This window comes from Vibrio syngnathi (assembly GCF_002119525.1).
In the GTDB taxonomy this organism is placed as follows: Bacteria; Pseudomonadota; Gammaproteobacteria; order Enterobacterales; family Vibrionaceae; genus Vibrio; species Vibrio syngnathi.
This window is the reverse complement of the sequence record NZ_CP017917.1, coordinates 890,359-914,598: the sequence shown is the minus strand read 5'-3', so window position 1 is coordinate 914,598 and position 24,240 is coordinate 890,359. Positions and strand designations below refer to the sequence as shown.

Sequence of the window (24,240 nt, the reverse complement as noted above, 5' to 3'; positions counted from 1 at the left end):
TGCTTATTCTCCAAAAATTTATGAGGTTTTAATTTAAATCTTAAAAACGGTTTAACGGTAAAGAGGGAAGCGCTTGCAAAGCTCTTTAACTTGCTTGCGAACACGTTGCTCAACTTCAGCATTGCCTTCAGGGCTTTCAACTAAGCCATCAAGTACATCGCCGATCCATTCACCGATAAGTTTGAATTCTTCAGTGCCAAAACCACGAGTGGTCCCAGCTGGCGTACCTAAACGAATACCAGAAGTAATCATAGGCTTCTCTGTATCGAATGGTATGCCATTTTTGTTACATGTGATCCCTGCACGCTCTAATGCTTCTTCAGTTACGTTACCTTTCAAGCCTTTAGGGCGAAGGTCAACTAGCATTAGATGTGTGTCTGTACCGCCAGTCACAATGTCACAACCGCGAGTTTGCAACACTTCAGCGAGAACTTTTGCGTTGTCGATCACTGAATCAATATAAGTAATAAATTCAGGGCCAAGAGCTTCACCAAACGCCACTGCTTTAGCCGCGATAACGTGCATTAGTGGGCCGCCTTGTAGGCCAGGGAACACTGCAGAGTTGATCTTTTTGTTGATGTCTTCGTGGTTCGTAAGAATCATACCGCCGCGTGGGCCACGAAGTGTTTTGTGCGTCGTTGTGGTAACAACGTGTGCGTGTGGTAGTGGGCTAGGGTGAGCACCTGTCGCGATAAGACCCGCGATGTGTGCCATATCGACCATTAGGATAGCGCCAACTTCGTCAGCAATTTCGCGGAATTTAGCGAAATCAATAACGCGTGGGATAGCACTACCACCTGCAATAATCATTTTAGGTTGGCTTTCGACAGCTAAAGCGCGAACTGCTTCGTAATCGATTTCAAGTGTGTCGCGGTCTACGCCATATTGAACGGCGTTGAACCACTTGCCCGACATTGCAGGACGTGCACCGTGTGTAAGGTGACCACCAGCATCTAAAGACATACCAAGGATTGTGTCGCCAGGTTGAAGTAGGGCAAGTTTTACTGCACCGTTTGCTTGAGCGCCAGAGTGAGGCTGCACGTTTACGTATTCACATTTGAACAGCTGTTTAGCACGTTCAATCGCGATAGCTTCTACTGTATCTACGTGCTCACAACCACCGTAGTAGCGACGGCCTGGGTAGCCTTCTGCGTATTTGTTGGTTAGGCAAGTGCCTTGAGCTTGCATTACTGCTTTAGAAACGATGTTCTCAGAAGCAATAAGTTCGATTTGTTCGTTTTGACGAGTGTTCTCTGCTTGGATTCCAGCAAATACGGCGTCGTCAGTACCAGATAGGTTCGTAGAGAAAAAACTGTCTAAGCTGTGGTTTTGGTAAGCGTTCATTGTCGAGACCTTTCATTAAGCTAATGGTGATTGTTTTTATAGTCCATTAGGTCTTACGTTGATTTCTGCATCGGTATCGTTTGCGCTATATAGGTACAGATATACGTTGATTGCGTATTAAATATACTCTTACAGCGTCTAAGCGATCGTTGTAGGGTCAATGCAGCACGAATTGGTTCCCAAAAATTCGGGTAAAAAACAGCTCTTACAAATGTTAAATCTATCATTTGCGGCAAGCCGAAGTAGCATCTCTTCATCTAACAAGTCGATAACATAGCTCCGTTAAAATCAATTTTCAACAAAAATTTCCAATAGGAAACAGATTTTCTTGTTTTGCTACGGGGAGCACGCTTTATTTCTCTGTGCGCTCTTTAATCAACAAAGCGCTTTATGCAAGAATGAAATTAATAGACAGGAAGTAAAAAATTAATGAGGGACCTATGTCAGAAGACATTTATGATGAGTACCCATCTCTAACGTTGGCGAAGGAAACGTTAGACCAGAATATCGAACCTCTTAGGCTTGGCCAGCGTATTAAAGACATTCGCAGTAAGCTTGGGATCACGCTAGAAGAGGCAAGCCAGCGCACAGGCTTAGCACGTTCTACGCTCAGTAAAATCGAGAACGAACAGATCTCACCGACCTTTCAAGCAATGCAGAAATTGGCTATGGGGTTGCAGATAGATATGCCGCAACTCTTTGAACCACCGAGAAAAAAAGTCGCCACAGGACGTCGTGATTTAACCAAGGCAGGCCAAGGTAAACCACACCCAACACCAACTTATGAACACGAATTGCTTGCCACAGAGCTCTCTAATAAGAAGATGATGCCGTTTAAGAGTCGAGTGAGAGCTCGTACTTTTGAAGAGTATAACGATTGGGTGCGCCACGATGGTGAAGAGTTCTTAATGATCATATCTGGTGATGTGATGTTCTACTCAGAATTCTACGAGCCTGTGCCAATGAGTGAAGGCGATAGCATGTATTACGATGCGAATATGGGCCACATGCTGATTTCAACGAGTGCTGAAGATGCACTCATTCTGTGGGTGACTGCAAAATAACTGTAGGTTATTGCAAAATAAGCTAACAAACTTTGAATTTCTTATAGTGAATGCAAACGTTTGCTTTTGTTTCGAACGTTAGCCAATAGACGCGATATTGATGTGAAAATCATCAATATCGCGTTTTTGTATGTATCGAACAATTGTTTTTAAATTGTTAAATGTCACATTTTGAGCTGTTTGACTATTGTTAAGGGTGTAAAACTGACTCAGCCTTGTTTATTATAGTGAACACGGTTTACTCATGTTGATTGAAGTTTACTGAAGTGAATTCTTAGAAAGTGAGTTGTATGGGATTTGTACAGCCATTCATATTTATAACGCTAACAATATAAGCCTATATAAAAGATATCACTTTTTACTATCTACTGTTTCTAACGTTAACCCGTATCGTTAGAGGTGACTCTAAATAGAGATATAAGCGGCAGACTCGATTTTGGACAGCCTGCAACGCTTCATGGAGAATAAAATGACTCAAGAACACGCTAATCAAGACCTACTAAAAACACCACTGCATGCGCTTCACGTTGAAGAGGGTGCGAAAATGGTTCCTTTCGCTGGCTACGATATGCCAGTTCAGTACCCACTAGGTGTAAAGAAAGAGCACTTACACACTCGTGACGCTGCCGGTCTTTTTGATGTTTCTCACATGGGGCAACTTCGTCTACATGGTGCAAATGCAGCTGCTGTCTTAGAATCTTTGGTTCCCGTAGATATTATTGACCTTCCTTCTGGTAAGCAGCGTTACGCGTTTTTTACTAACGAGCAGGGCGGCATCATGGATGACCTGATGGTTGCAAATCTTGGCGATCACCTATTTGTAGTTGTGAACGCAGCTTGTAAGACACAAGATATCGACCACCTAACGGCTCACCTTCCTGCAGACGTAGAAATGGAAGTGATTGATGACCGTGCTCTACTAGCACTTCAAGGCCCTAAAGCGTCTGAAGTACTGGCTCGTTTCCAACCTAGCGTTGCAGACATGCTGTTCATGGATGTTCAAAAAGTGGATATCGATGGTGTGGAATGTATCGTAAGCCGCAGTGGTTACACAGGCGAAGATGGCTACGAAATCTCTGTACCGAATGATCATGCTGAAGCACTAGCGCGTAAGCTAACTTCAGAAGCTGAAGTAGAGTGGATTGGCCTTGGTGCACGTGATTCACTGCGTCTTGAGTGTGGTTTATGTTTGTACGGTCACGATCTAGATACAACAACAACGCCAGTAGAAGCTAGCCTTCTATGGGGTATTCAAAAAGTGCGTCGTACTGACGGTGAGCGTGCTGGCGGTTTCCCAGGCGCAGACATCATCCTTGAGCAAATCGCGACTAAAGACGTTCAACGCAAGCGTGTTGGTCTTGTTGGCCAAACTAAAGCACCAGTACGTGAAGGCGCTGAATTGTTTGACGCTGAAGGTAACAAGGTTGGCGTAGTAACAAGCGGCACGGCGGGCCCTAACGCAGGCAAGCCTGTATCAATGGCTTACGTTCGCACTGATCTAGCGGCTATTGGCACTGAAGTATTCGCTGAAGTTCGTGGCAAGAAACTACCAATGACAGTAGAAAAAATGCCATTCGTACCTCAACGTTACTACCGCGGTTAATCTCTTTTAAGAGAAACCATTAAGCGAAATGAAAGCCTATTGTTTGCTTCTCTGTGTAGAGAAGTTCAACGGTAGGCTTTTTTGTTTCTGCGACCGTATTATCTTTAGTATTGCAACGAACAGCGGCTACTGAAAATTCGTTTATAAAATGAGAGATGTGGCAATATCGCTACAAATACTTACTATAATCACAGTTGTGACGTGTTATGGTGTCGACTCATCATTTTTGTAAATAAGTAGTAGGGGTTACAAGGAGTTGTCTATGAATGTTAACCATACAATGAGTCCGGTTCGTAAAGCCGTTTTAGGGCTTTTAGCTCCATTGATTTACACATCAAGTGTTATGGCGACGGAAAACTCGGTCGAAAGTACTCCAAATGTCGGTGTTTCACCTTATATCGTTAACGGTAGCAACGCTTCAGTCACTGATTTCCCATCAATGGCAAGCTTGTTTATCGATCGTATTGATTACGATGGGGTTTACTCAACGGGCTCATATTGTGGTGCAACGATTCTTGACCCAAGCCATGTTTTGACTGCTGCGCACTGTATCTATGGTGATGAGGAAGGACAGTTGTTTACTGTTGTTGTTCCTCAGATAGAAGATACCTCTCAATTCCCTAAGGGTAATATCCAGAAAGCGCGTGTTTCTGAGGTTTATTACCCTAGTGATTACTCGGATGAAATCAGCGACTTTTTACGCAATGATGTTGCTATTCTCAAGCTAGAAAGTGCACTCAATGTTGATTCGATCAACGATGTTGTGAAGCATCCATTAAATGAAACTTATCGTAATGCGGCGAGTGATTTTGTGGCCGTTGGTCATGGTAATACACGTACAGGCTTTGACGGAACCACCTTATTACAGAGAGTAACTCTGGCTTACGTAGATAACACAACGTGCAAGAACGCATTTACAGGTAAGGACAACCCAAATCCTCCTCTAACTGGTAAACAAATTTGTTTCACTGGTGATTTCAACATTTTCACTAGTTTATATGGAAGTACCTGCCAAGGTGATTCTGGTGGTCCTGTTTACTGGAAAGATGGTTCAGATTATCGACAAGTCGGTATTACTAGCTTTGGTCCTGCAACCTGTGGCGGTAATTCTGTTGTAACGTCCGTATTTACTGAAATATACGATTATAAAGATTGGATTGATAGCGTGATCGCGGGTACAGAAACCGCTAAGTTTGTTTCAACTCACGCTAAGAGGTCGGCATACTCCGGCTTGAAGAAGAAGCCCGTTACAAGCTCTGGTAGCAGTGGCGGTGGTGCATCATTTGGCATGCTTGGTATGTTGATGTTATTTGCCGGCTTTAGAACGTTTACTCGCTTTAGAAAATAGCTTTACGTTACACACCTTGTTTTTGTGTAAGTCGACGCTTTAATAAGCGTCGACTTAGTTATTTCTGTGTACTATCGATTCAAACTTGTTTATAAGCCTGCTTATTGATATTCGCCTTCCTGCTATACCTTTCGATAATCTCATCCATTTGCTTTATTGCATCGTTTATATTCTGAATACCACCTTGAACAACACCTTTCTCGCTTTGGTTCAATGCAGAAAAAGCCTGTTTTAATTCTTTATCTTCCAGCATATTTCCGTGTAACAGCACTTCTTTGTAAGTTAGTAATCTATGCTGTACCACAACAATTTCATTACGGGTATCTTCTGATTCTAAAGCTTGTTGTATGCAAGGAAATGCCAATTTATAGAGATTCGCAATTTCCAATTTCACGCTATCATTATTCGCAATTTGCAATTTTTCTTATTTCCTAGCTCTTGAACATTCAAACTTATCTGCCTGCGCGTTAACGCTGTTGTAAGTGTGAAAGTTTATGAAACGTAACGTTTTTATCGGCCGAATAATATGCCTTTAATGGCTTATGTAAACTGTTCTGAGTCAATATGGTCTGCTTCTTGCTGAAATTAGGTCATAACTGTCTATTCTGGAGGTGCTTATGTCACAAGAACCTATAGTAATAGCGCTGATTGAGCGCAGGAAGCAAGGCAATTGGTCTCAAGAAAAGTTAGCGGCTAGCGCTGGGATGAGCCTGAAAACCTACCAACGAATTGAACGGGGAGAGGCTGATATAAAAATGTCTCAGTATCGTTCGATCACGAGAACCCTGAAAGTGACGGACTTGGATGTCGTACTCGACGTTGTCGGTGCATCTCAAGTAGCCGCAGAAGATGTAGGGGCGGTCAGTCGTTTGCTGACCAGTGAAGAGCGAATGCTGTTGATCAAACTGATTTTGTCAGTCAAAAAACACAAGTAGCGTTTTGTTTTAATCGATACTTTCTAATCAATAGTATTTCTAATATGTAGATTTGAACACATAGCCGACGAATAGATAGTGTTAGGTCTCGTCCATTGCCCAAATAGTTAGAGCTAGAATAGTTGTTTCATGGTGACGTGCTCACAGGGGACATGAAACAATTAGTCTACTCTTCCGCGCAGTTGTTTGGTGGTGCTTCTCTGCTTTTTACTTTCTAAACGTCTTTTCTGAGACCCGCGTGTCGGTTTAGTTGCACGTCTTACTTTTTGCACCTTTGTTGCTTCTAAGATCAACTCTTTCAAACGTACCAAAGCGTCGTCTCGGTTTTGCTCCTGAGTTCTATACTGTTGAGCTTTAATGATGATCACGCCATCTTTAGTGATACGACCATCTTTATGTGCAAGGAGTTTTTCTTTGTAGAAATCAGGTAGGGTGGAATGCTTGATGTCAAAACGTAAATGTATCGCACTGGATACTTTATTGACGTTTTGACCACCGGCTCCTTGAGCTCTGATCGCGGTTAGCTGGAGTTCCCAGTCTTGAATTGAAACAGAGTTAGATATTTGTAACATAAACATCCATTTTAAACGGTAATATGAGGTCATGATACTGAATATTGGTTATGGTATCAGTAACTTTCTTAAAGAGTGGTAATCGTTATGAAAATGGATTTAACGGCATATGAAGGATTAATCTTTGATATGGACGGTACGTTGATCGATACAATGCCAGCACATGTAAAAGCATGGCAACAAACGGCGGAAGAGTTTGGTTTCCATTTCGAAGCTTCTTGGCTGCATAGCTTAGGTGGAATGCCGAGTTATAAGATTGCGGGTGAGGTGAACAGAAAATACGATTTATCACTCGACCCACAAGCGGTTTCTGCGTTTAAGATGGCGTCGTTTGCGGCTATTGAAGACAAAGGAGATGTTATCCCTTGTACATATTCTCTTTTGGTAGAACATCTAGGCAAAAAGAAGATTGCGGTTGGAACGGGCAGTCAACGTAAAAGTGCCGAACAGTTACTCGATAAAACAGGTATCTTGAGTAAGCTCGATATCCTAGTGACAGCAACAGATGTTAAGAATCATAAGCCAAACCCTGATACTTTCTTAGATGCGTGTTTTGGTATGGGGTTGCAGCCAAAGCAGTGTGTTGTGTTTGAAGATACTCACCTTGGTAAGCAGGCAGCTCATGCCGCTCATATGGATTGTATTCTTGTTGCAGAAGGTAATAAGCTCGAGTTCTATCCCGCACCAAGTGTTTGTTAAGTGAACGACTCTAGAGTGAAGTTAACGGCGCTGTGGTGCGACTCAGGTTTCTGCTATGCAATTTCACTCATCTCAGTGTCTAAGAACAAACAGACACTGTTTCTTCCCGCCGCTTTCGCCTCGTATAGTGCCAAATCAGCACACTTGTAATTGAGTGCAGGTTCACCTGTCAGGTTGGTTATTCCACCACTTATTGTAACGACGTTGTCGAACTCGATACTGATCGCGATTCTCAGCCTATTAAGCACATAGTCGGCTTCTTGTGGTGTCGTGTGAGGCAAGATAACCCCAAACTCTTCTCCACCAATACGAGCCACGAAATCGGTATCTCGACATTCACGTTGCAGTACCTGTGCTACTGTTTGTATGGCTTTATCGCCATAATCATGTCCAAACCTATCGTTAATGCGTTTGAAATGGTCAATATCCAATATGGCTAAGCAAGATTGCTCGCGATTAGGGTAGCGACTAACGCGAGAACACTCGTCACGAAGCTCCAGGTCGAACTTTCGTCTATTCCAGCAGCCAGATAGTGCATCTTTCTCACTAAGGTTTCTCAGTTTATTCTCGAGCTCTTTGTGTTTGCTGATATCAACAAATGAAGCGACATAAAATTGAATCACACCTTTTGAGTCTTTGATGGTTTGGATGCGAAGAATTTCCGTGATTAAGGTGCCATCTTTACGTCGGTTCACCACTTCGCCTTCCCACATTCCTGTCTCTTTAATGACGCTCCACATTTTAATGTAGAACTCTTCATTATAGCGGCCAGCGTTAAACAATGAAGGCTGTTTACCTTTTACATCTTCTAACTCGTAGCCACTGACACGGGTGAACTCTTGGTTTACTTGTATGATTCGGTTGCTTTTGTCTGTGATTATTAGGGCAGACATACCGTTCATTGCTGCTTTGGCGAGTTGGCTTTCGATACTGTTCTTTTTATGGTTACTGTTCCAAAGTACAAAGCCGACAGAAATCATTGAAATTAATATCGAGAGTATGATTATCTGAACGACTATGGCGTGATTTTCTTGTTGAAACTGAGTGTTAAATTGATGTTCTTCAATATGAAGAACCATATAAATTGGTCCTTCAAACTGCTTAATCTTAGGGCTGATGTCAGAGTGAAAATACCAGTTTTTACCATCAAAATAGCTGGATGAGATGCCGCTCTGAATATTCTGCCACAGGCCTGGGGCTAGTTTTGCATATGTCTTGTCTGAACGTGATTCAATCACATGCCCAAATGAATCCTCAGGGGCGGGACCCATGATGACATGTCCGGTTTTGTTGAGAATGACAGGAACAGTTGTTGATGTCCCAATCTGGTATTGTAAGCGTTCATAGATTTCGCGCATATTTAGGTTAGCAATGAAATAGCCAATAATGTGCTCCCCTACAGTCACAGGCGTCATAATGCGAAGTGTCGGCGCAAAGGGGCGAACTAACTCTCCATTTTCGGCCTCAAGATCAATGCCTTTAGCGCTTACCTCTCCGATCGATAATTCTTGTAGCACTTTGTAGTAATCGCTAGAGGATTTGTTCTGTAACTTGCGGTCTGCGACGACAGTTGCTTGACCGTCCTTGTAGTTGACGCGGAAGACTTCGTTGGCGTCTAGATCTAGGAAACGTAGTTGAGAGTAGTATTGTTGCCCGTTTGCTAATACTACCCAGAGATCTTGAAGTGCCTGTTTGTTAGCAATCGAAGGTTCAGCAACTGCACGGAGTAGGGTCTGTGAAGAGGCAATAGAGGGAACCGCGTTTGATATTTGCTCAACAATAATCGCGAGTTGATGAAAGCTGTATTCGATTTGGTTTTGATTCGACTGTTTGATGTTCAGCGCGTGCTGAGCTTCAACCCGTTCAAATTCAGAGTTTATATAGAGAGCAGGGACTAATCCTAGGACAAACAGGGTACATAGAAATTGGCCGATCAGTTTTTTTATACTCGTATTCATCACTGTCCTCGAAAAATCAGCGCAATACTATATATTTTATAGGCCTATTAATGTGATCTTGACCCAAAATTTATAATAAGGATTGCATATTATTTTGATTTCAATGAAATTTATTGCATTTGGGGTGTTGGTTGAGCAATTAGGTATCAGAAAGGAGGCCCGTCCGTAAATATAATTGGGATCATAGTACGGACAGGCTATTTTAGATAAAGCGGATTTTTAGCCTATGCCTGGTCGTAATTAACTTAAGCCAATGATATTCCCTTTGCTGTCAATGTCCAATTGCATAAAAGCCGGTTTGTCAGGTAGGCCTGGCATTGTCATTACATTGCCGCATAAAGCGTAGATGAAGCCGGCACCCGCACACAGTTTTAGTTCTCTAACCGGTACGTCAAATTGTGTAGGTGCACCTTTTAGATGCGCTTCAGTGGATATAGACAGTGGCGTTTTTGCTAAACACACAGATAGGTCGCTATAACCGTGTTGGCTAAACTCTGCCAACTGTTTTTTGGCGAGTGGTGATAGCGAAATACTTGCCGCGCCATAACCGACTTCAGCAACTGCCATCAGTTTCTCTTCTAGGCTTTGTTCAGAGAGGTACAAAGGTTTAAATTCACAGTTATTTTGGCATGCTTTTACCACGGCATGAGCCAGAACCGTGGCGCCTTCGCCACCTAAACCAAATGCTTCACTGACTTCAACGCTAACGCTTGGGTCGAAATCGGTGATCATCTGTTTTAAAGCATCGAGCTCTTGACCTGAATCTTGTGGGAATCGGTTGATCGCAACAACGGTCGGCACTTGATATTGCTTAACGTTGTTAATGTGCCATTTGAGATTCTCAAAGCCAGCAATAAGTGCGTCTTGATCATCATTGAAAATTGAATCTGGTAGGGGAGTTCCCGGTCTTAAATCGTATAAGCCTGAATTCGCTTTTAGGCCGCGTAATGTTGCGACGATCACTGCGCAATCTGGTTTCTTATTCGATGCTTTAACCTTGATGTTACACGCCTTCTCAAAACCCATGTCTGAGCCAAAGCCGCCTTCAGTCACGACAAAGTCACTCAATTTCAACGCTATCTTGTCGGCAATGATCGAAGAGTTACCGTGTGCGATATTCGCGAAAGGTCCTGCATGTATCAGGGTCGGTACACCTTCAAGGGTTTGCATCAATGTTGGCTCAATAGAGTCTTTCATTGTCACTGTCATAGCGCCCGCAACGTTGAAGTCATCTGCGGTTAATGGCAAGCCTTGATGGTTATAAGCGAGTACGACACGACCAATACGCTTGCGTAGGTCTTGAAGGTCGTCAGCTAGGGCAAGAATGGCCATTAGCTCAGAAGCGGCCGAGATATCAAAACCATCTTCACGTTCAAAGCCGTTGATTGTTTTGCCTGCTTCGTTCTTTCCTACAGTTATCATGCGCAGTGCGCGGTCATTGTGGTCAAGTACACGTCGCCACACGATTCTGCGTGGGTCTATATCCAGAGCTTTTAAGCCTGAGCGAGCCTCAAAGGCTTCTAACCCTTCTCGCTGCTCATGATATAAACGAGCATCAATAGCGGCAGAGGCAAGGTTATGCGCGACCGTAACGGCATGAATATCGCCAGTCAGGTGTAGGTTCAATTGTTCCATTGGGGCAACTTGTGAATAGCCGCCGCCTGCTGCACCACCTTTTACACCAAATACCGGTCCCATCGAAGGCTGACGAATACAGGCCATAGCGGATTGGTTAATCTTAGCGAGGCCTTGTGCTAATCCGATAGTGGTGACGGTTTTGCCCTCACCAAGAGGCGTAGGTGTGATAGCCGTAACAACGACTAATTTACCATCTTGTTGGCTAGCGAGGCGTTCAAGTGATGTGAGAGACACTTTAGATTTGTATTGCCCTAATGGCTGATGTTCGTTGTGTTGCAAGCCAGCTTGCTTGGCAACCTCACTGATGCTTTTAAGGGGAGTAGAGCGACAAATATCAATATCAGACAGCATATTTGATCCTTATATCAGAACCGAAAAGGTGGTGCGTAAACGTTTGCGTGGCGATAGTACTGTATAAATTTGCCATGTAAAGGCAAACCACATTAATTATGTGCTGGAAGATAACAGATCTAAAGAGTCATTGCGCGAGATCAAATCTTAAACGAGCAACCTATTCGATTTGATTACCTTTAATTACTGTTATCTGGGGTTTGATAGAAAAAGGGCTGCATACTAGCAGCCCTTCGTAGGATAGATAATTTTATTTAGGGATTGCCTAAAAAGATTAACGATCCCAGTATGTTTCTTCTAAGCTATCTTCGCGTTCAGGTAATGCACGAGAAAGGCGAGGAGAGTGCTGAGTTAATACTTCGTAACTTACACGGTTTGCGTACTTACAAATTTGAGACAAAGACGAGTAAGTGAGGCAAGTGTGTTCGTGCTTTTCTGAATTTGGCACATTCACATGATGATAACTGTTTGCTGCCATGTCGTGTAGTAGTGCAGAAAGCGCACCATCACCAGCACCATTAGTGTTTTTAATCTCGCGCGGGCCGCCTAGGTAAGGGCCAATGTGAGAGTACACTTTTACTGGGGATACACAGTCTTGCTTACGCATAGCGCGGCTGAATTCATATTTATTGAACTCAGGAATGTTACCGGGTAACAATGGCAAAGTGGTTTCGCGTTTCGCAGGCTCGTCAGTGTAACCTGCCATGTATAAGCCAATTGGGCCAGCAGTACATAGAACGAGGTCAACCCACTCAAGCGCTTTATTAGCCGCCAGTAGAGGATCTTTTTCACCCGTTAACGCTTCACCTTCATCTTCGTTCATTGCGACAATGGTTACGTTCTCTTTCAGGTATTCTTGCCACCATTCCGCATTACCTTCGATCACGTACTTAGTACCAAGTGTTAGTACAACTGGCACATTGTGCGCTTTCGCGTATTCAATCGCTTTTTGCACCGCTTTTGGCATCGGATCTTCAGGCTTGCCACGCATTAGGTAAGACGAAACAACCAATGCTGATGCTTTCTCAAACACTTGTTCAGGAATACTTTCAGGAAGTAGTTGGTTCATGTGGCCTTCGTTGATGGCAAACGTACGTTCGCCATCTTCAGAAATCAGCGTATAGCAGCGACCAATTGGACCATCAACAGTTTGAAGGTGGTTTAGATTCATACGAGAAGAAGTACGGCAAAGGTAACGATAACCAAATGAGCCCACTTCAATCTTCTTAGACATAACGCCAAGCAATACAGATTTACTGTCCGCTAGTACGGAATAGTTGTGCAGTGTGTTGCCGATAGTATCGCCAGGGTATTGATGCGTGATCAAACCACGCTCAACTAGTTCTTCGTACAGGGCATCTGCTTTACTCTCTTCCAATACCAGAGAGTGACCTTTACTCAGCTCGTATTTTTCAAGGAACGCGTTATCAACACGGGCTTCGATATCAACAATCGTTTGACCAACACCGACAATTGTTGCGCGGTGAAGCTTAGGCGTTTGTTGCATTTGGTTGACCAACGGATCACGTGCGTGAGTTGGAAAGTAGTGTTTAGATTTACGCTGTCCAGGAAACTTCATATGAAAAATACAGTGAAAAAATTTTGCCGCATGATATCACATTTTGTTTCTGATTCTTTCATTTTTATTACATTTAGAGTCACCTGTACGATGTCTGTACAGTTGGTTAGGTATGTACAGGTGACTCGTCTTACTTTTCGCTTGAGGCCATTTACGTGAGCCTATTCCGCTGGGACGAGTGTTGCTGGATCAACGTAAGCCTCGGTACCCCAGAGCGGAACGGTTGAAAGGCTATGCTTGAAACTGCCTTCTGTTTCTTTCGTGGTGTATGACAAGTAAAGCAGTGATTGATTCTCTGCATCGTAGATACGACGAACCTTCATTGTTTTAAAGAAGATACTTTTTGATTGTTTGAATACCACTTCACCAGATTTGCTTTTGTCTATTTTAGCAATCATTTCTGATGTAATTTCACCGGTTTGACGACAAGAGATAGAGCTATCGCTTGGATCGGAAAGGCTAAGGTTTGCTTCGATTGAAGCTATATGACAAGTCACACCTGCGATTTTATCATCATCTAAAGAAGACATTTTGATATCCTTCATTGTGAAGAATCCAAGAGAGACGTCGCCAACCTCGTTGTCCGAACAGCCAGCCAACATTGTGATGATACCCGCTGCTATTAAGGCTTTTTTCATAAGAAGTCCTTTTTATTTATAGAGTTCTGTTTACTATAAGGATATTGAAAGCTTGAATACGAGTGTAGAGCTTTTCGTTAAGTTCTTAAAGGATGTTGTTGGATAATGGAAAATATGAAGCATTTAAAGTACTTGTTGGCCTTGGTCATGCTCTGTATGCTCTGTGCTTGTAGCTCGGCACCTCAGTCGAATATATGTCTTCCAAATAGCTGTGACATTTGGGGATACTAACCGTAGGTACTAAAAGAATGAATAACGAAATACCTGAAATTGTACAGAAGAAAAACCAATGGCTGTTTAGTCAACTCGATATTGCCTACCCCGCAAAAGAGAGCCTGCTAGGCCGAGAGCTTTATCAAAGCAAACTCCCGTCCAAGACATACCAACTCCTCACCCAAGATCAAACACCTTCCCAAATTGATGAACTGCATAAAGTCGACTTCCATAAACTGACCGTACTTTTTTCACTTAACCAAGCCAGCGCTTACCAAGATGAAACCGAAAGGGCGCACATGTTAGAGTTTTTGAGTCAGATTATGTTATCTGACGAACATGTCTTATACATAGGGACTCAAAATGGTGATGTAGCAGCGAGCGCTATCGTTACAGAAGCGGAGGATTCTCTGCTAATCTCAGACGTTGTGGTTGGAAATGGTCAAAGTATCAACGCTTTTGCTAAGCAGATCCTTGATTTTTGGGCACAAGATCATGCTTCTTACGATAAAGTGTGGATCGAGAATTAAAGATTCTTTGAGAAAGCGTTAATCTAAGTAAAATACCCCGTCTTATATAAAGGGTATTGTATGTACAAGCTTTTGTCCTCAATTGCTGTCTTGTGTTTTAGCGCTTATTCTTCTCTCAGTTATGCCAATGACTGGGATGTCAAACGCATCCTCGTTTTTCACTCATACGAACCTTCTTACCATTGGACTGCAGATTTCCAAAAAGGGATCGACGGTGCGCTCAGCCAATCTAAAACCGAAGTTAAACTCTCAATTGAGTATTTGGATTCAAAACGCATCCATAGCCCAGAGTACTACGATTCTCTCGCCGGTTACTTACGCACCAAATATGAAGGCTATACATTTGATGGTGTCATCGCGACTGACGACAACGCAGCCAACTTCCTAGAATCTCTGTCTAATTTGATTGATCGCTCCACACCTGTCGTTGCTGCCGGTATCAATGATTCCAGTACAGATATGTATACGGTATCTGATAGAGCAACCGTGCTTTATGAGAACGATCAGATAGACGTCAATATTGAGCTGATTTCTAAATTAAGACCTAATCTAAAGAAGCTGTATTTTGTAAATGATTACAGTGTCACTTCTAAATTGATCCAGAAAGAAATGAATCGCGTGATGGCTGAGTTTCCCTATATCACTTTGGTCGAAATACGCGATCTGTCGTTAGAACATACAAGCCAGTTTTTAGAAGGTATCTCTGCTGATGATGCGGTTTTGCTCAGTCACTACAACACCGAATTGAATCAAGGTGTGTATCATACTTATCAAGAGATTTCGGATACATTGTCTAAAGCAAGTGCTGCTCCCGTGTTTGCTTTGTGGCAGTTTTATATTTCGGGAGATGTATTGGGCGGCTATGTAAATCATTCACAAAGCATGGGTGAGCAGGCGGTTAATGCGCTGGATAAGTATCTTCCTCTGGGTTTTACTGTTCCTTTAATTCCCGGTGACAACAAACGATTTGTATTTAACTATCTTGCAATGAAACGACATGGGATTAGCGCAAACGCACTACCTGATGACGCTATATTCATTAATGAGCCATCATCTTTCATACGTAAAAACTTTCAGTTGTTATTGGGCCTATCGATGGTTATTGCAGGTTTGAGTCTGATTATTTTGATGCAATTTGTCACTTTGCGCCAAAAGAAAGAGCTAGCCAAAAAGAGCAAACGAATTTTAAAACTTCAGAAGCAAACGCTGAATATTCAGAAGGATATGATTCATGTCCTCGGAGAGGCGATTGAAACTCGTTCTGGCGAAACAGGTAATCACGTTAAGCGTGTTGCCAAGTTGTCTGCGTTACTTGCTAAGTATCGTGGCTTGAGTCATCGCGAGGTTGAGATGATAGAGATCATTAGCCCGATGCACGATGTGGGTAAGATTTCAGTTCCTGAATCAATCTTGGATAAACCAGGTAAATTGACCGAGCAGGAGTGGGAAGTGATGAAACTTCACACTACGGCAGGCTATAACTTACTGAAAAGTGGAGCCGGTGATATTACCAATCTGGCCGCAATTATCGCCAACGAGCATCATGAACGTTGGGATGGGGCCGGATATCCTAATGGCAAAGTGGGTGACGAAATTCACTTGTTTGCTCGTATCACTGCCGTTGCCGATGTGTTTGACGCACTACTTAGTGCACGGTGTTACAAGGAGCCGTGGCCATTAGAGATGGTTGTCGATTTATTTGAGAGAGAATGCGGATGTCAGTTCGATCCTGAGCTTACTCAATTACTATTGAGCCACTTACCCGAGTTTGTCGCTATTCGTGATGCGTATCCAGACACCGCCACCGCTGAATGTCGCATTGAATTAACGGATAAACCTATTGTTATTGAAGAATTGGTCGTTAATTAACGGTTTATTGGTAAATAAAGTCGTGATTGGTGTCGCTCAAAGCATATTAATTTAATGAGTGCTGTTGCTTATGGCTAGGTATAAAGTGATCCACTGCATATTTCGCGTAGAGAAAAAAGAGCTGATAGGTAAAGTGTTACCTTAATCATCCCGCGTATTGAAAGAACACTATAGGATAAAACTTGAATTCAATGCGAGTGAGAGAGCTATGCGGTTAGAACAAACTAAATGTGTAATTTTCGATTGTGATGGAACACTCATCGATAGCGAGAAGCTGTGTTGCCAAGCCTTAGTGAATGTGTTTTCTGGCTTTGGCGCTAAGTTAAACGTTAATGACTGCTATGTGCACTTTCAAGGTGGGAAGCTAGCTGACATCTTAATGGATACTCAAGAACGTTTAGGGCTGTCTATCTCCATTGATACACTCGAGCCGCTTTACCGCACTGAATTAGAAGCCTTGTTCCAACGGCATTTAAAACCGATGGATGGCGCTATCGAGCTTATTGAATTCCTCAAGCAACAAGACATCGAGTTTTGTATTGCTTCCAATGCGCCTAAATCTCGAGTTGAATCTTCATTGGCAATGACAGGAATGCTCGACGACTTCAAAGGCAAAGTATTTTCAGCTTTTGATGCCAATAGCTGGAAGCCAGAGCCTGATCTGATCATGTATACCGCAATGAACATGGGCTTTTTACCAAACGAATGTATTTATGTTGATGACACGGTGAAAGGCATTGAAGCTGGGGTTGGTGCGGGTATTCAATCTTTTAGATTGCGACCAACGTTTGAAGGTTCATTGAGTGATGATACTGAAGCCGACATAGCAGAGCTAGCGGCTCAGGATATTTACAGTTTGGAAGAAATCTCGATTTGGATTAATGGCAAGCACTGCTCAAGTGGTGGTATACCGCACTCTGGAGCTTTGGTGGGGTAGAGCCCAACTGAAGGCTGACTACTTTGCTTAATTGTGTAGTGTGGAAGCCACATGCTGCACAAGTGAACTTCTCTCCACTTTCTGAAAGTAGATATTCGTCATGTTGGCATAAAGGGCATGTGATGTCGTTGGTGTATGGTGCATCTGTTTTATTCATTATGTGTCACCTGCAGCAAAAGGGTAAGCGAAAATAAGACCCGTTCAAATAGATTACCCCTAAGCTCGATTATTGGACAGTTTTGGCTCCTCTTAATCCCTCCTTTGCGACTTACTTCATGTTAATAATTGATGAGTATGGATTTGTCGTGGTTATCAATCAGCATCAATAAAAAAGGACTCTATATGAGTCCTTCTTGGGTTTGTTCTCAATTCTGAGCCATTAAGCCATTAAGCCATTAAGCCATTAAGCCATTAAGCTATTAAACCAATAAGCATTAAGTGCAAGTAGCTGATAGCTGATAGCTGATAACTGATAACTAAGTGATAAGTGCTAAGTGCGGTATCTTGCCAAAGTCTGAGATAGAGAAACCGATGCTTCAGTCAGTTTAGACACGCCCTTTGAAGAGTTTTGAGCGACATCTTTAATTACGTCTGATTGGCCTCGTATATCATTAAGCTCAGCAGCGATGGTATTCGCTACGTTGCTTTGTTCATCAGCTGACGTTGCTATTTGTAGACTCATGTCCATTAGCGCTTGTGCGGAATCTGCAATCGAGTTTACGTCATCACCGATGTGTGAAATTAGTTGGCTACTGGTCTGCGCTTGATCAACCGTTTGTACCGTGATCTTAGCAATATTTTGACTCTCTTGCTGTAAGCGTTCAATCATCGTTTGGATCTCAACCGTAGCGGACTGAGTTCTGCTAGCGAGCGTTCTCACTTCATCAGCAACAACTGCAAATCCACGGCCTTGTTCACCTGCACGGGCAGCTTCAATCGCGGCATTGAGTGCGAGTAGGTTAGTCTGCTCTGAAATTGCGTTGATTGTGGTGATGACTTCGTTGATTTGGCTTGTATTTACATTCAAGCTTGTAACAGAAGACGAGGTTTGTTCAATCAAAGAAGAAAGGGTGGTGATCTCTGAGATGGCTTGCTGAACCATAGCGTGGCTATCATTGATTTGTTGAGCATCTTGCTCTGCTTGCTCTGTAGAACGTGCAGAAATATTAGATACTTCATTCGCTGATGCCGTCATCTGGTCCATTGCCGTAGCAACAGAGTCTAGAGATGAATTCTGGCTCATAATCTGTGTTTCACTGCGCTTCATCTCTTTTTCGAAAGAAGCTGACGTTTCGCTCAGTGTCGCTGCGTTTTGGTTTACGTTATTGACGAGTTCGCTTAGTGTATCCATCGAACGGTCAAGCGCGCAACCAATCGTGCCAAATTCATCACGACCCGGATGGAAACCAAGGCGAGACGTTAAGTCACCGTCACCAATCTTTTGAGTGGTTGAGTAAAGCACCCACAGTGCGCCACCTAAGAAAGTTGCTACCCAATAACAGAAAAGACCAAAGGGCACACACCATAAAAAACTGAGTAATAAAGAGTAAAGTGCTTGCTGCTTTTGATTCTGTGTATCGATATTTGAAACGGTAAGAGAGTAGTAGTTGCCATCTTGTGCCAGTGCCGTAGCAGTCACGGAACCCGTGTTAGAAATAGTGGTTTCTTGAAGGCGTGTTTGTTGGCTAACTGAACGAACCGAAGCTGGGGAATCTGATGCTGACAAAATGCCTTGCAATTGAAACTCGACCTGCTGTTTTGCACTTGCGTCAATCTGTTCTACCTTGTTGACGTAGTTGAAGCCAGCGAGGCTTGCTACAGCGGCGAAAAAGATCAAGAAAATGACCCAAAACTTGTCGTTAATCGACATTTTAATAAACAGTTTGTCTATCGTTCTAAATTGTACTTCTTTCATAAAAACTCCACGGTAAATCCTTTACCGTGGACTCTAAATAACCGACCTCAATAAAAACGTGATTCCGATCGATTTATTATGAAAATTAATGATAGCAATATATCGTTCATGAGACATCAATCAAGTATTTTTGCTCTCGATGGGTTTATTAGCCTAATGACGGTAATAACCCTACTGAAATAAGGATTTGTATTGCAATGATAAACACGCCAACGCTACCCGCTAAAAACAGCGCTTTGCTTCCACCTAACACTTGGTAAGTTGATTCTGTAGCGTGAGGTTTTACTGAGAAATTTGTGTAACGAACCTTGTATACCATCACTGTCGGCAGAAGAATCGCAAGCACTGAAAGTGCAATGGCAGCGTAACCTAAAGCCATGATAAAGCCTTGTGGGTAGAACAGAGCAAAACCCAATGGCGGTAAGAAAGTAATTGCGGCTGTTTTAGCTCGTTTGGCACTGCCTAGTTTCTTACTCAGAGAGTCACCCATAAATTCAAATAACCCCAAGCTCACGCCAATAAATGAGGTCAACAGTGCAAGATCTGCGAACACGCCCACGATCAAGCTTAAGTTTGATTGATGAACGGTTTGCGATAGTGAAACTAGAAGTGCGCCCAAGCTAGTATCTGATAATAATTGCTCTTGGCTAACCACACCCAACGTAACACTCTGCCAGAAAACATAGATAACCAATGGTAGTGCAGAACCTATAATCATGACCTTACGTAAAGAGCGAACGTCACCATCTAGGTATCGAACAATTGAAGGGATACTGCCGTGAAAACCAAAAGAGGTAAATACAACTGGGATTGCAGCAACAATCAGACCTTGTTGTAGAGGCATGCTCATAAGGTATTGAGAGGTGATGTTTGGTGCTAGGAAGCTGAGTACCAAAACCATCGCAATCAGTTTAAGTCCAAATAAAACACGGTTAACTTTATCAACACTGTGTGTACCAATCGTCACAACACCTGCAACTAATAGTGTAAATAGCAGCGTGGTGATTTGACCATTGAGTTCAATGCCTGCGATATCTGAGATACGTTGGTTAAACTGCGCACCGCCGCCCGCTATGTATGCGGCACACAAAGCGTAGAAAAGAAACATCACCGCGAAGCTCGCTATCCACTTTCCTTTTGTTCCTAAAATAGTGTGAGCTAACGTGTGTAGGGTTGCGTCAGATTCTGCGAATTGATGAAGCTCTACCATTAACAGAGCCGTAAAGGCCATTAACGCCCATAAACCCAGCATCAAGAAAAGTGAAGTTGAAAAGCCAATACCTGCAGAAGCAAGTGGAAGAGCGAGCATGCCAGCACCAATGGTTGTGCCTGCAATGATCAAAGTACTACCAAAAACCTTAGATTTATTCATTGTATATAATTCTTTACGTTAGAGTGTGTTTTCGTTGTGATTCTTCTAGATTAAGAGAATAAACCCAAAGAATATCTTGATTTCTAAGTATTCTGATTGAGTTTAATTCCAAATGCAATGCTTAATGTAATAAAAAATATCCACTGTATATTAATCTTTACATCACTGGTGAATAATCATTAAGCAAACGTTTCAATGTGATTTGCTTCTAAATTTATAGGGTAATTTATTGTAATTGGTGTAAGGTGGCAGTACATATGTCGTTCGCGTATACCCCTTTAGCGTAAACAAGCGCTAATGATCGCGAGTAGCTTCAAGCTATAAATATGGAATGGGTAGAGTAGAGTGCGTTCATCAAAGTGACATAATATAAGTCCAAGATGGTGCACTAGTTAACCGGACAATATGTCCGCATCAAGGAATAGAGGGGGCACTATGAGTGACCAATCTTATAATGACGAAAGTCTAGAGTTGTTAGATGCTATGGAAATTGGCATCGATTTATCTGACTATGAACAGACGGTTAAACAATTAGCAGAAGAGCTTTTCAAGTCTTCGAACTAAGTTTTTAAAATCTTTAATTAAGTTTTAAACTAGGTTTTACCTTAACTAAAAGTTTCTGTTGTTCAACGTTCTCAAATTAAACAATTCTTAAACTGAGCAAATCTCATTCGCTCACACGTCATAACAAAACTATCCTCATTAAAGTTCGCGAAGATAAACGAGTACGTTTACCATGTTACTTAGTTCTCGATACTTTAATGAGGTTCAATGAACTTTCTCGCACACCTTCACATCGCCAAGCATTGTAAAAGTAACTTAGCGGGTAATCTGTTGGGTGATTTCGTTAAAGGCGACCCTAATAAACACTATTCTGATTCCCTTTCTGACGGCATTAGGCTTCATCGATTCGTTGATAGCTATACTGATCATCATGATGTATCTCGTTCGGCAAAGTCGCTTTTTTTACACCAAACACGACGCTTTGCACCTATCGCACTCGATGTCTTTTGGGATCACTGCTTAGCCAATCATTGGACTCGGTTCTCGCAGCAGACCTTAGAAGGTTTTTGTTTCGATAGCCATCAACAAATTTTTGAAGATCAAGAGCCACACTGGCCCGATAATTTCGTTATGGTTCATCAAAAAATGGCTGATCACAGATGGTTAGAGAGCTATCAAAACATGTCCGCCATAGAGGTGGTTTTACAGCGAATGGCTTTGAGAAGGCCGAAGCTCGCTATGCTCGAGGCATGTTACGATGACCTTGAACGTCACTACGACACGTTGCAGTGTCACTTTAATGAGCTGTATCCCAGCGTTTTAGAAGAAGCGAAGCAGTTTAATGCGCTTCAAATGAAGAAAAATCAAAAGGAAAGGTAAACAGCGTAATGCAGGTTTGCTACAATCCGCGCCTATTTAATCTTTGAGCATCATACTATGTCTGAATCTACAAAATCTTTTAACCAACTAGGATTATCTGAGCATCTTCTTGCCACGCTATCAGAGCTTAACTTTACGGCTCCTACCAGTGTTCAAGAACAAGCGATTCCATTGGTATTAGAAGGCAAAGATGTACTGGCTGGCGCTCAAACGGGTACAGGCAAAACAGCCGCATTTGGTTTGCCGATTATCCAAAGATTAATCGAGACAAAAGACAACGTTATTCCAAACCCGAAGCTAGTTCGTGCGCTTGTATTGGTACCAACACGTGAATTAGCGCAACAGGTGTTCGATAACATAACCAGCTATGCAAAGGGTACCGACATTAAAGCCGTGGTGGCTTATGGTGGCGTTAGCATGAAGGTTCAAACTGATAACCTACGCGGGGGCGCAGATATTCTTGTCGCGACGCCTGGTCGTCTTATCGACCATATTTTTACCAAGAACATCATGTTGAGCCACACTGAAGTGCTGGTACTGGATGAAGCAGACCGCATGCTAGACATGGGTTTCATGCCTGACATCAAACGCATTCTTTCTCGCATGAACGAAGTACGTCAAACGCTGTTTTTCTCTGCAACGTTTGATAATAAAATCAAAGCGCTGGCACATCGAATGATGCAGTCACCAAGCGAAATTCAAGTGACGCCAAAAAACAGTACTGCTGACACCGTTACCCAGATGGTTTATCCAGTTGATAAATCGCGCAAGAGTGAACTATTGGCGTATTTGATTGGCTCAAAAAACTGGCAACAAGTGTTGGTGTTCACGAAAACTAAGCAGGGCACTGACGCTCTAGTTAAAGAGCTTAAGCTAGATGGCATTAAAGCGGCATCAATCAATGGTGATAAGAGCCAGGGTGCGCGCCAAAAAGCATTGGATGATTTCAAATCAGGCAAAGTACGTGCGTTGATCGCAACCGATGTGGCCGCTCGTGGTATTGATATCCAACAGCTAGAACAAGTTGTGAACTATGACATGCCATTTAAAGCTGAAGATTACGTTCACCGCATTGGACGTACAGGCCGTGCAGGCAACAGCGGCTTAGCGATTTCTTTGATGAGCCAGGATGAAGCGTACCTATTGGGTGACATTGAACGCTTACTTGATACGCGCTTGCCTCAAGAGTGGCTAGAGGGTTTTGAACCAAGCCTAGAAAAAGATCTAGCACCCGATCGCGGTGGTCGCAGCAAGAGCCGTTCATCAGAAAAACGTAAGATGAAAGCAAAGCTTAAAATTCACCAAAACCGCGGTAAAGCACGTCGCTAATTCTTTTGGTGGTTGATGCTTATCGCGTTATTGACACGAAGACATCAATCTAATCCAATATAAAAATGCCCCATTGCTGTCATTCAGTCATGGGGCATTTTTGTATCAAGGCAATTACGATGTCGAATATAGAGTGCTCAGTGTTTAATTGAGCCTTGCTCACACTTCCATACACAAGGGACTTCATAGATTAGTTCTTCAATCGAGCTTGGATTCAATGCCCATTCATCACTGATATTGAACGTGCTGAGCATTTGTGTGTTAAACAACTGCCAGTGTTTTAACAATGCTTCTTCTGGCGTCGACTGCATGTCGCCTTCATTCCATGTGCTTTCCATGAAAGGAGTAAGGCAAACCGCTCCGTGTGCATACATGATCATTTGCCATTTAATCTCATAAATGTTGATCAAATTATCTGGGTTCGCATCATTATATTCATCTGCCAACATATTGATTTGTTTCTCGATATTACCAACGTTGTCGATAAAGTAATCAACCAAGTTGTCTTTTTGGCGAACAGAGTCGGTGATAAGTTGCATCGGTTTGCGTGAATGAATCATGTTGCTAAAGAGACGCATACTAAATAAATAGATGGTGATGCTTGGTGCGACGCCTTTTGGTAACTCTTCCACTATCTTAGCAATATAAGACTGAAAATAGGCGTGTAAACAATCGCTTATCGCATGCCAGATTTTTTCTTTGCTGCCAAAGTGGTGGCGAATAAGGCTATGCGATACACCTGCTTTCTCACTGATGTTACGAAGCGAAACGCTATCATAACCATGCTCACAGAACATATCCGCAGCAACACCCATGATCAAAAATCTCGTCTCTTCAGCGTCTTTTGCGCTTCTTCTGCCTTGTTTCTTTTCAGTCATCTTCATTTCACACATTTACCTGATTACCACATTCTACACTGTTTTCCTTGAAATAAAAAATACTGCACAGGTGGAAAGTAAAGCT

General features: G+C 42.7%; 21 protein-coding genes. 11 read left to right on the top strand and 10 right to left on the bottom strand.

The window, feature by feature from the left end; genetic code table 11:
• Positions 1–51 precede the first annotated feature (51 nt).
• Positions 52–1,344, bottom strand: coding sequence for a serine hydroxymethyltransferase (locus tag K08M4_RS18975; RefSeq protein WP_086051013.1), 1,293 nt, complete (start codon positions 1,342–1,344; stop codon positions 52–54).
• Positions 1,345–1,784: 440 nt separating this feature from the next.
• On the opposite strand from K08M4_RS18975, the gene K08M4_RS18970 reads away from it, so the two are divergent.
• The 3 genes from K08M4_RS18970 to K08M4_RS18960 all read left to right on the top strand — a co-directional run bounded on the left by K08M4_RS18970 (position 1,785) and on the right by K08M4_RS18960 (position 5,359).
• The gene (locus tag K08M4_RS18970) at positions 1,785–2,408 is read left to right on the top strand and encodes a helix-turn-helix domain-containing protein (protein WP_086051012.1); all 624 of its coding nucleotides are present in this window, start codon (positions 1,785–1,787) and stop codon (positions 2,406–2,408) included.
• A 469-nt stretch (positions 2,409–2,877) separates the two neighbouring features.
• Positions 2,878–4,011 (top strand): glycine cleavage system aminomethyltransferase GcvT, encoded by a 1,134-nt coding sequence (gcvT, locus tag K08M4_RS18965; RefSeq protein ID WP_060981379.1) that lies wholly within the window; start codon positions 2,878–2,880, stop codon positions 4,009–4,011.
• Between the two features lie 262 nt (positions 4,012–4,273).
• Positions 4,274–5,359, top strand: coding sequence for a S1 family peptidase (locus K08M4_RS18960; RefSeq protein ID WP_086051011.1), 1,086 nt, complete (start codon positions 4,274–4,276; stop codon positions 5,357–5,359).
• Between the two features lie 79 nt (positions 5,360–5,438).
• Here K08M4_RS18960 and K08M4_RS18955 read toward each other — a convergent pair whose 3' ends face one another.
• Positions 5,439–5,777, bottom strand: coding sequence for a hypothetical protein (locus tag K08M4_RS18955; RefSeq protein ID WP_086051010.1), 339 nt, complete (start codon positions 5,775–5,777; stop codon positions 5,439–5,441).
• A gap of 199 nt (positions 5,778–5,976) precedes the next feature.
• Between K08M4_RS18955 and K08M4_RS18950 the strand changes: the two genes are divergently transcribed.
• Positions 5,977–6,294: a helix-turn-helix transcriptional regulator gene (locus K08M4_RS18950; protein WP_086051009.1), complete on the top strand. Its 318-nt coding sequence runs from the start codon at positions 5,977–5,979 to the stop codon at positions 6,292–6,294.
• A gap of 161 nt (positions 6,295–6,455) precedes the next feature.
• On the opposite strand, the gene arfB is transcribed toward K08M4_RS18950, so the two are convergent.
• On the bottom strand, positions 6,456–6,866 hold the full coding sequence (arfB, locus tag K08M4_RS18945; protein WP_012600691.1) for an alternative ribosome rescue aminoacyl-tRNA hydrolase ArfB: 411 nt from the start codon (positions 6,864–6,866) through the stop codon (positions 6,456–6,458).
• A gap of 87 nt (positions 6,867–6,953) precedes the next feature.
• Between arfB and K08M4_RS18940 the strand changes: the two genes are divergently transcribed.
• Positions 6,954–7,565 carry a beta-phosphoglucomutase family hydrolase gene (locus K08M4_RS18940; RefSeq protein ID WP_086051008.1) on the top strand — a complete coding sequence of 204 codons (612 nt, stop codon included), beginning with the start codon at positions 6,954–6,956 and terminating at the stop codon, positions 7,563–7,565.
• A 53-nt stretch (positions 7,566–7,618) separates the two neighbouring features.
• On the opposite strand, the gene K08M4_RS18935 is transcribed toward K08M4_RS18940, so the two are convergent.
• The 4 genes from K08M4_RS18935 to K08M4_RS18920 all read right to left on the bottom strand — a co-directional run bounded on the left by K08M4_RS18935 (position 7,619) and on the right by K08M4_RS18920 (position 13,729).
• The gene (locus K08M4_RS18935; protein WP_086051007.1) at positions 7,619–9,523 is read right to left on the bottom strand and encodes a sensor domain-containing diguanylate cyclase; all 1,905 of its coding nucleotides are present in this window, start codon (positions 9,521–9,523) and stop codon (positions 7,619–7,621) included.
• Between the two features lie 240 nt (positions 9,524–9,763).
• Complete coding sequence (locus K08M4_RS18930; RefSeq protein ID WP_086051006.1) at positions 9,764–11,512, bottom strand: formate--tetrahydrofolate ligase; 1,749 nt, start codon at positions 11,510–11,512, stop codon at positions 9,764–9,766.
• A 274-nt stretch (positions 11,513–11,786) separates the two neighbouring features.
• A complete protein-coding gene (locus K08M4_RS18925; RefSeq protein WP_086051005.1) occupies positions 11,787–13,091 on the bottom strand; it encodes an inosine/guanosine kinase in 1,305 nt (434 codons plus the stop codon).
• 161 nt (positions 13,092–13,252) lie between these two features.
• Entirely contained in the window at positions 13,253–13,729 is a 477-nt protein-coding gene (locus tag K08M4_RS18920; RefSeq protein ID WP_009845193.1) for a CreA family protein, read from the bottom strand.
• A 248-nt stretch (positions 13,730–13,977) separates the two neighbouring features.
• On the opposite strand from K08M4_RS18920, the gene K08M4_RS18915 reads away from it, so the two are divergent.
• The 3 genes from K08M4_RS18915 to K08M4_RS18905 all read left to right on the top strand — a co-directional run bounded on the left by K08M4_RS18915 (position 13,978) and on the right by K08M4_RS18905 (position 17,278).
• Entirely contained in the window at positions 13,978–14,472 is a 495-nt protein-coding gene (locus K08M4_RS18915; protein WP_086051004.1) for a hypothetical protein, read from the top strand.
• A 60-nt stretch (positions 14,473–14,532) separates the two neighbouring features.
• Positions 14,533–16,341 carry an HD domain-containing phosphohydrolase gene (locus tag K08M4_RS18910; RefSeq protein ID WP_086051003.1) on the top strand — a complete coding sequence of 603 codons (1,809 nt, stop codon included), beginning with the start codon at positions 14,533–14,535 and terminating at the stop codon, positions 16,339–16,341.
• 208 nt (positions 16,342–16,549) lie between these two features.
• Positions 16,550–17,278 carry an HAD-IA family hydrolase gene (locus K08M4_RS18905; RefSeq protein WP_086051002.1) on the top strand — a complete coding sequence of 243 codons (729 nt, stop codon included), beginning with the start codon at positions 16,550–16,552 and terminating at the stop codon, positions 17,276–17,278.
• Positions 17,279–17,768: 490 nt separating this feature from the next.
• On the opposite strand, the gene K08M4_RS18895 is transcribed toward K08M4_RS18905, so the two are convergent.
• Together K08M4_RS18895 and K08M4_RS18890 are read right to left on the bottom strand one after the other, a co-directional pair.
• A complete protein-coding gene (locus K08M4_RS18895; RefSeq protein WP_086051000.1) occupies positions 17,769–19,193 on the bottom strand; it encodes a methyl-accepting chemotaxis protein in 1,425 nt (474 codons plus the stop codon).
• 148 nt (positions 19,194–19,341) lie between these two features.
• Complete coding sequence (locus K08M4_RS18890) at positions 19,342–20,565, bottom strand: aromatic amino acid transport family protein (protein WP_086050999.1); 1,224 nt, start codon at positions 20,563–20,565, stop codon at positions 19,342–19,344.
• Between the two features lie 435 nt (positions 20,566–21,000).
• On the opposite strand from K08M4_RS18890, the gene K08M4_RS22435 reads away from it, so the two are divergent.
• The 3 genes from K08M4_RS22435 (at position 21,001) to K08M4_RS18880 (ending at position 23,277) form a co-directional block, all read left to right on the top strand.
• Positions 21,001–21,129, top strand: coding sequence for a hypothetical protein (locus tag K08M4_RS22435; protein ID WP_017059831.1), 129 nt, complete (start codon positions 21,001–21,003; stop codon positions 21,127–21,129).
• A gap of 207 nt (positions 21,130–21,336) precedes the next feature.
• Complete coding sequence (locus K08M4_RS18885; protein WP_086050998.1) at positions 21,337–21,948, top strand: acyl carrier protein phosphodiesterase; 612 nt, start codon at positions 21,337–21,339, stop codon at positions 21,946–21,948.
• Positions 21,949–22,005: 57 nt separating this feature from the next.
• On the top strand, positions 22,006–23,277 hold the full coding sequence (locus K08M4_RS18880) for a DEAD/DEAH box helicase (RefSeq protein WP_086050997.1): 1,272 nt from the start codon (positions 22,006–22,008) through the stop codon (positions 23,275–23,277).
• Between the two features lie 137 nt (positions 23,278–23,414).
• Here K08M4_RS18880 and K08M4_RS18875 read toward each other — a convergent pair whose 3' ends face one another.
• Entirely contained in the window at positions 23,415–24,161 is a 747-nt protein-coding gene (locus K08M4_RS18875; protein ID WP_086051516.1) for a TetR/AcrR family transcriptional regulator, read from the bottom strand.
• Positions 24,162–24,240: the final 79 nt, after the last annotated feature.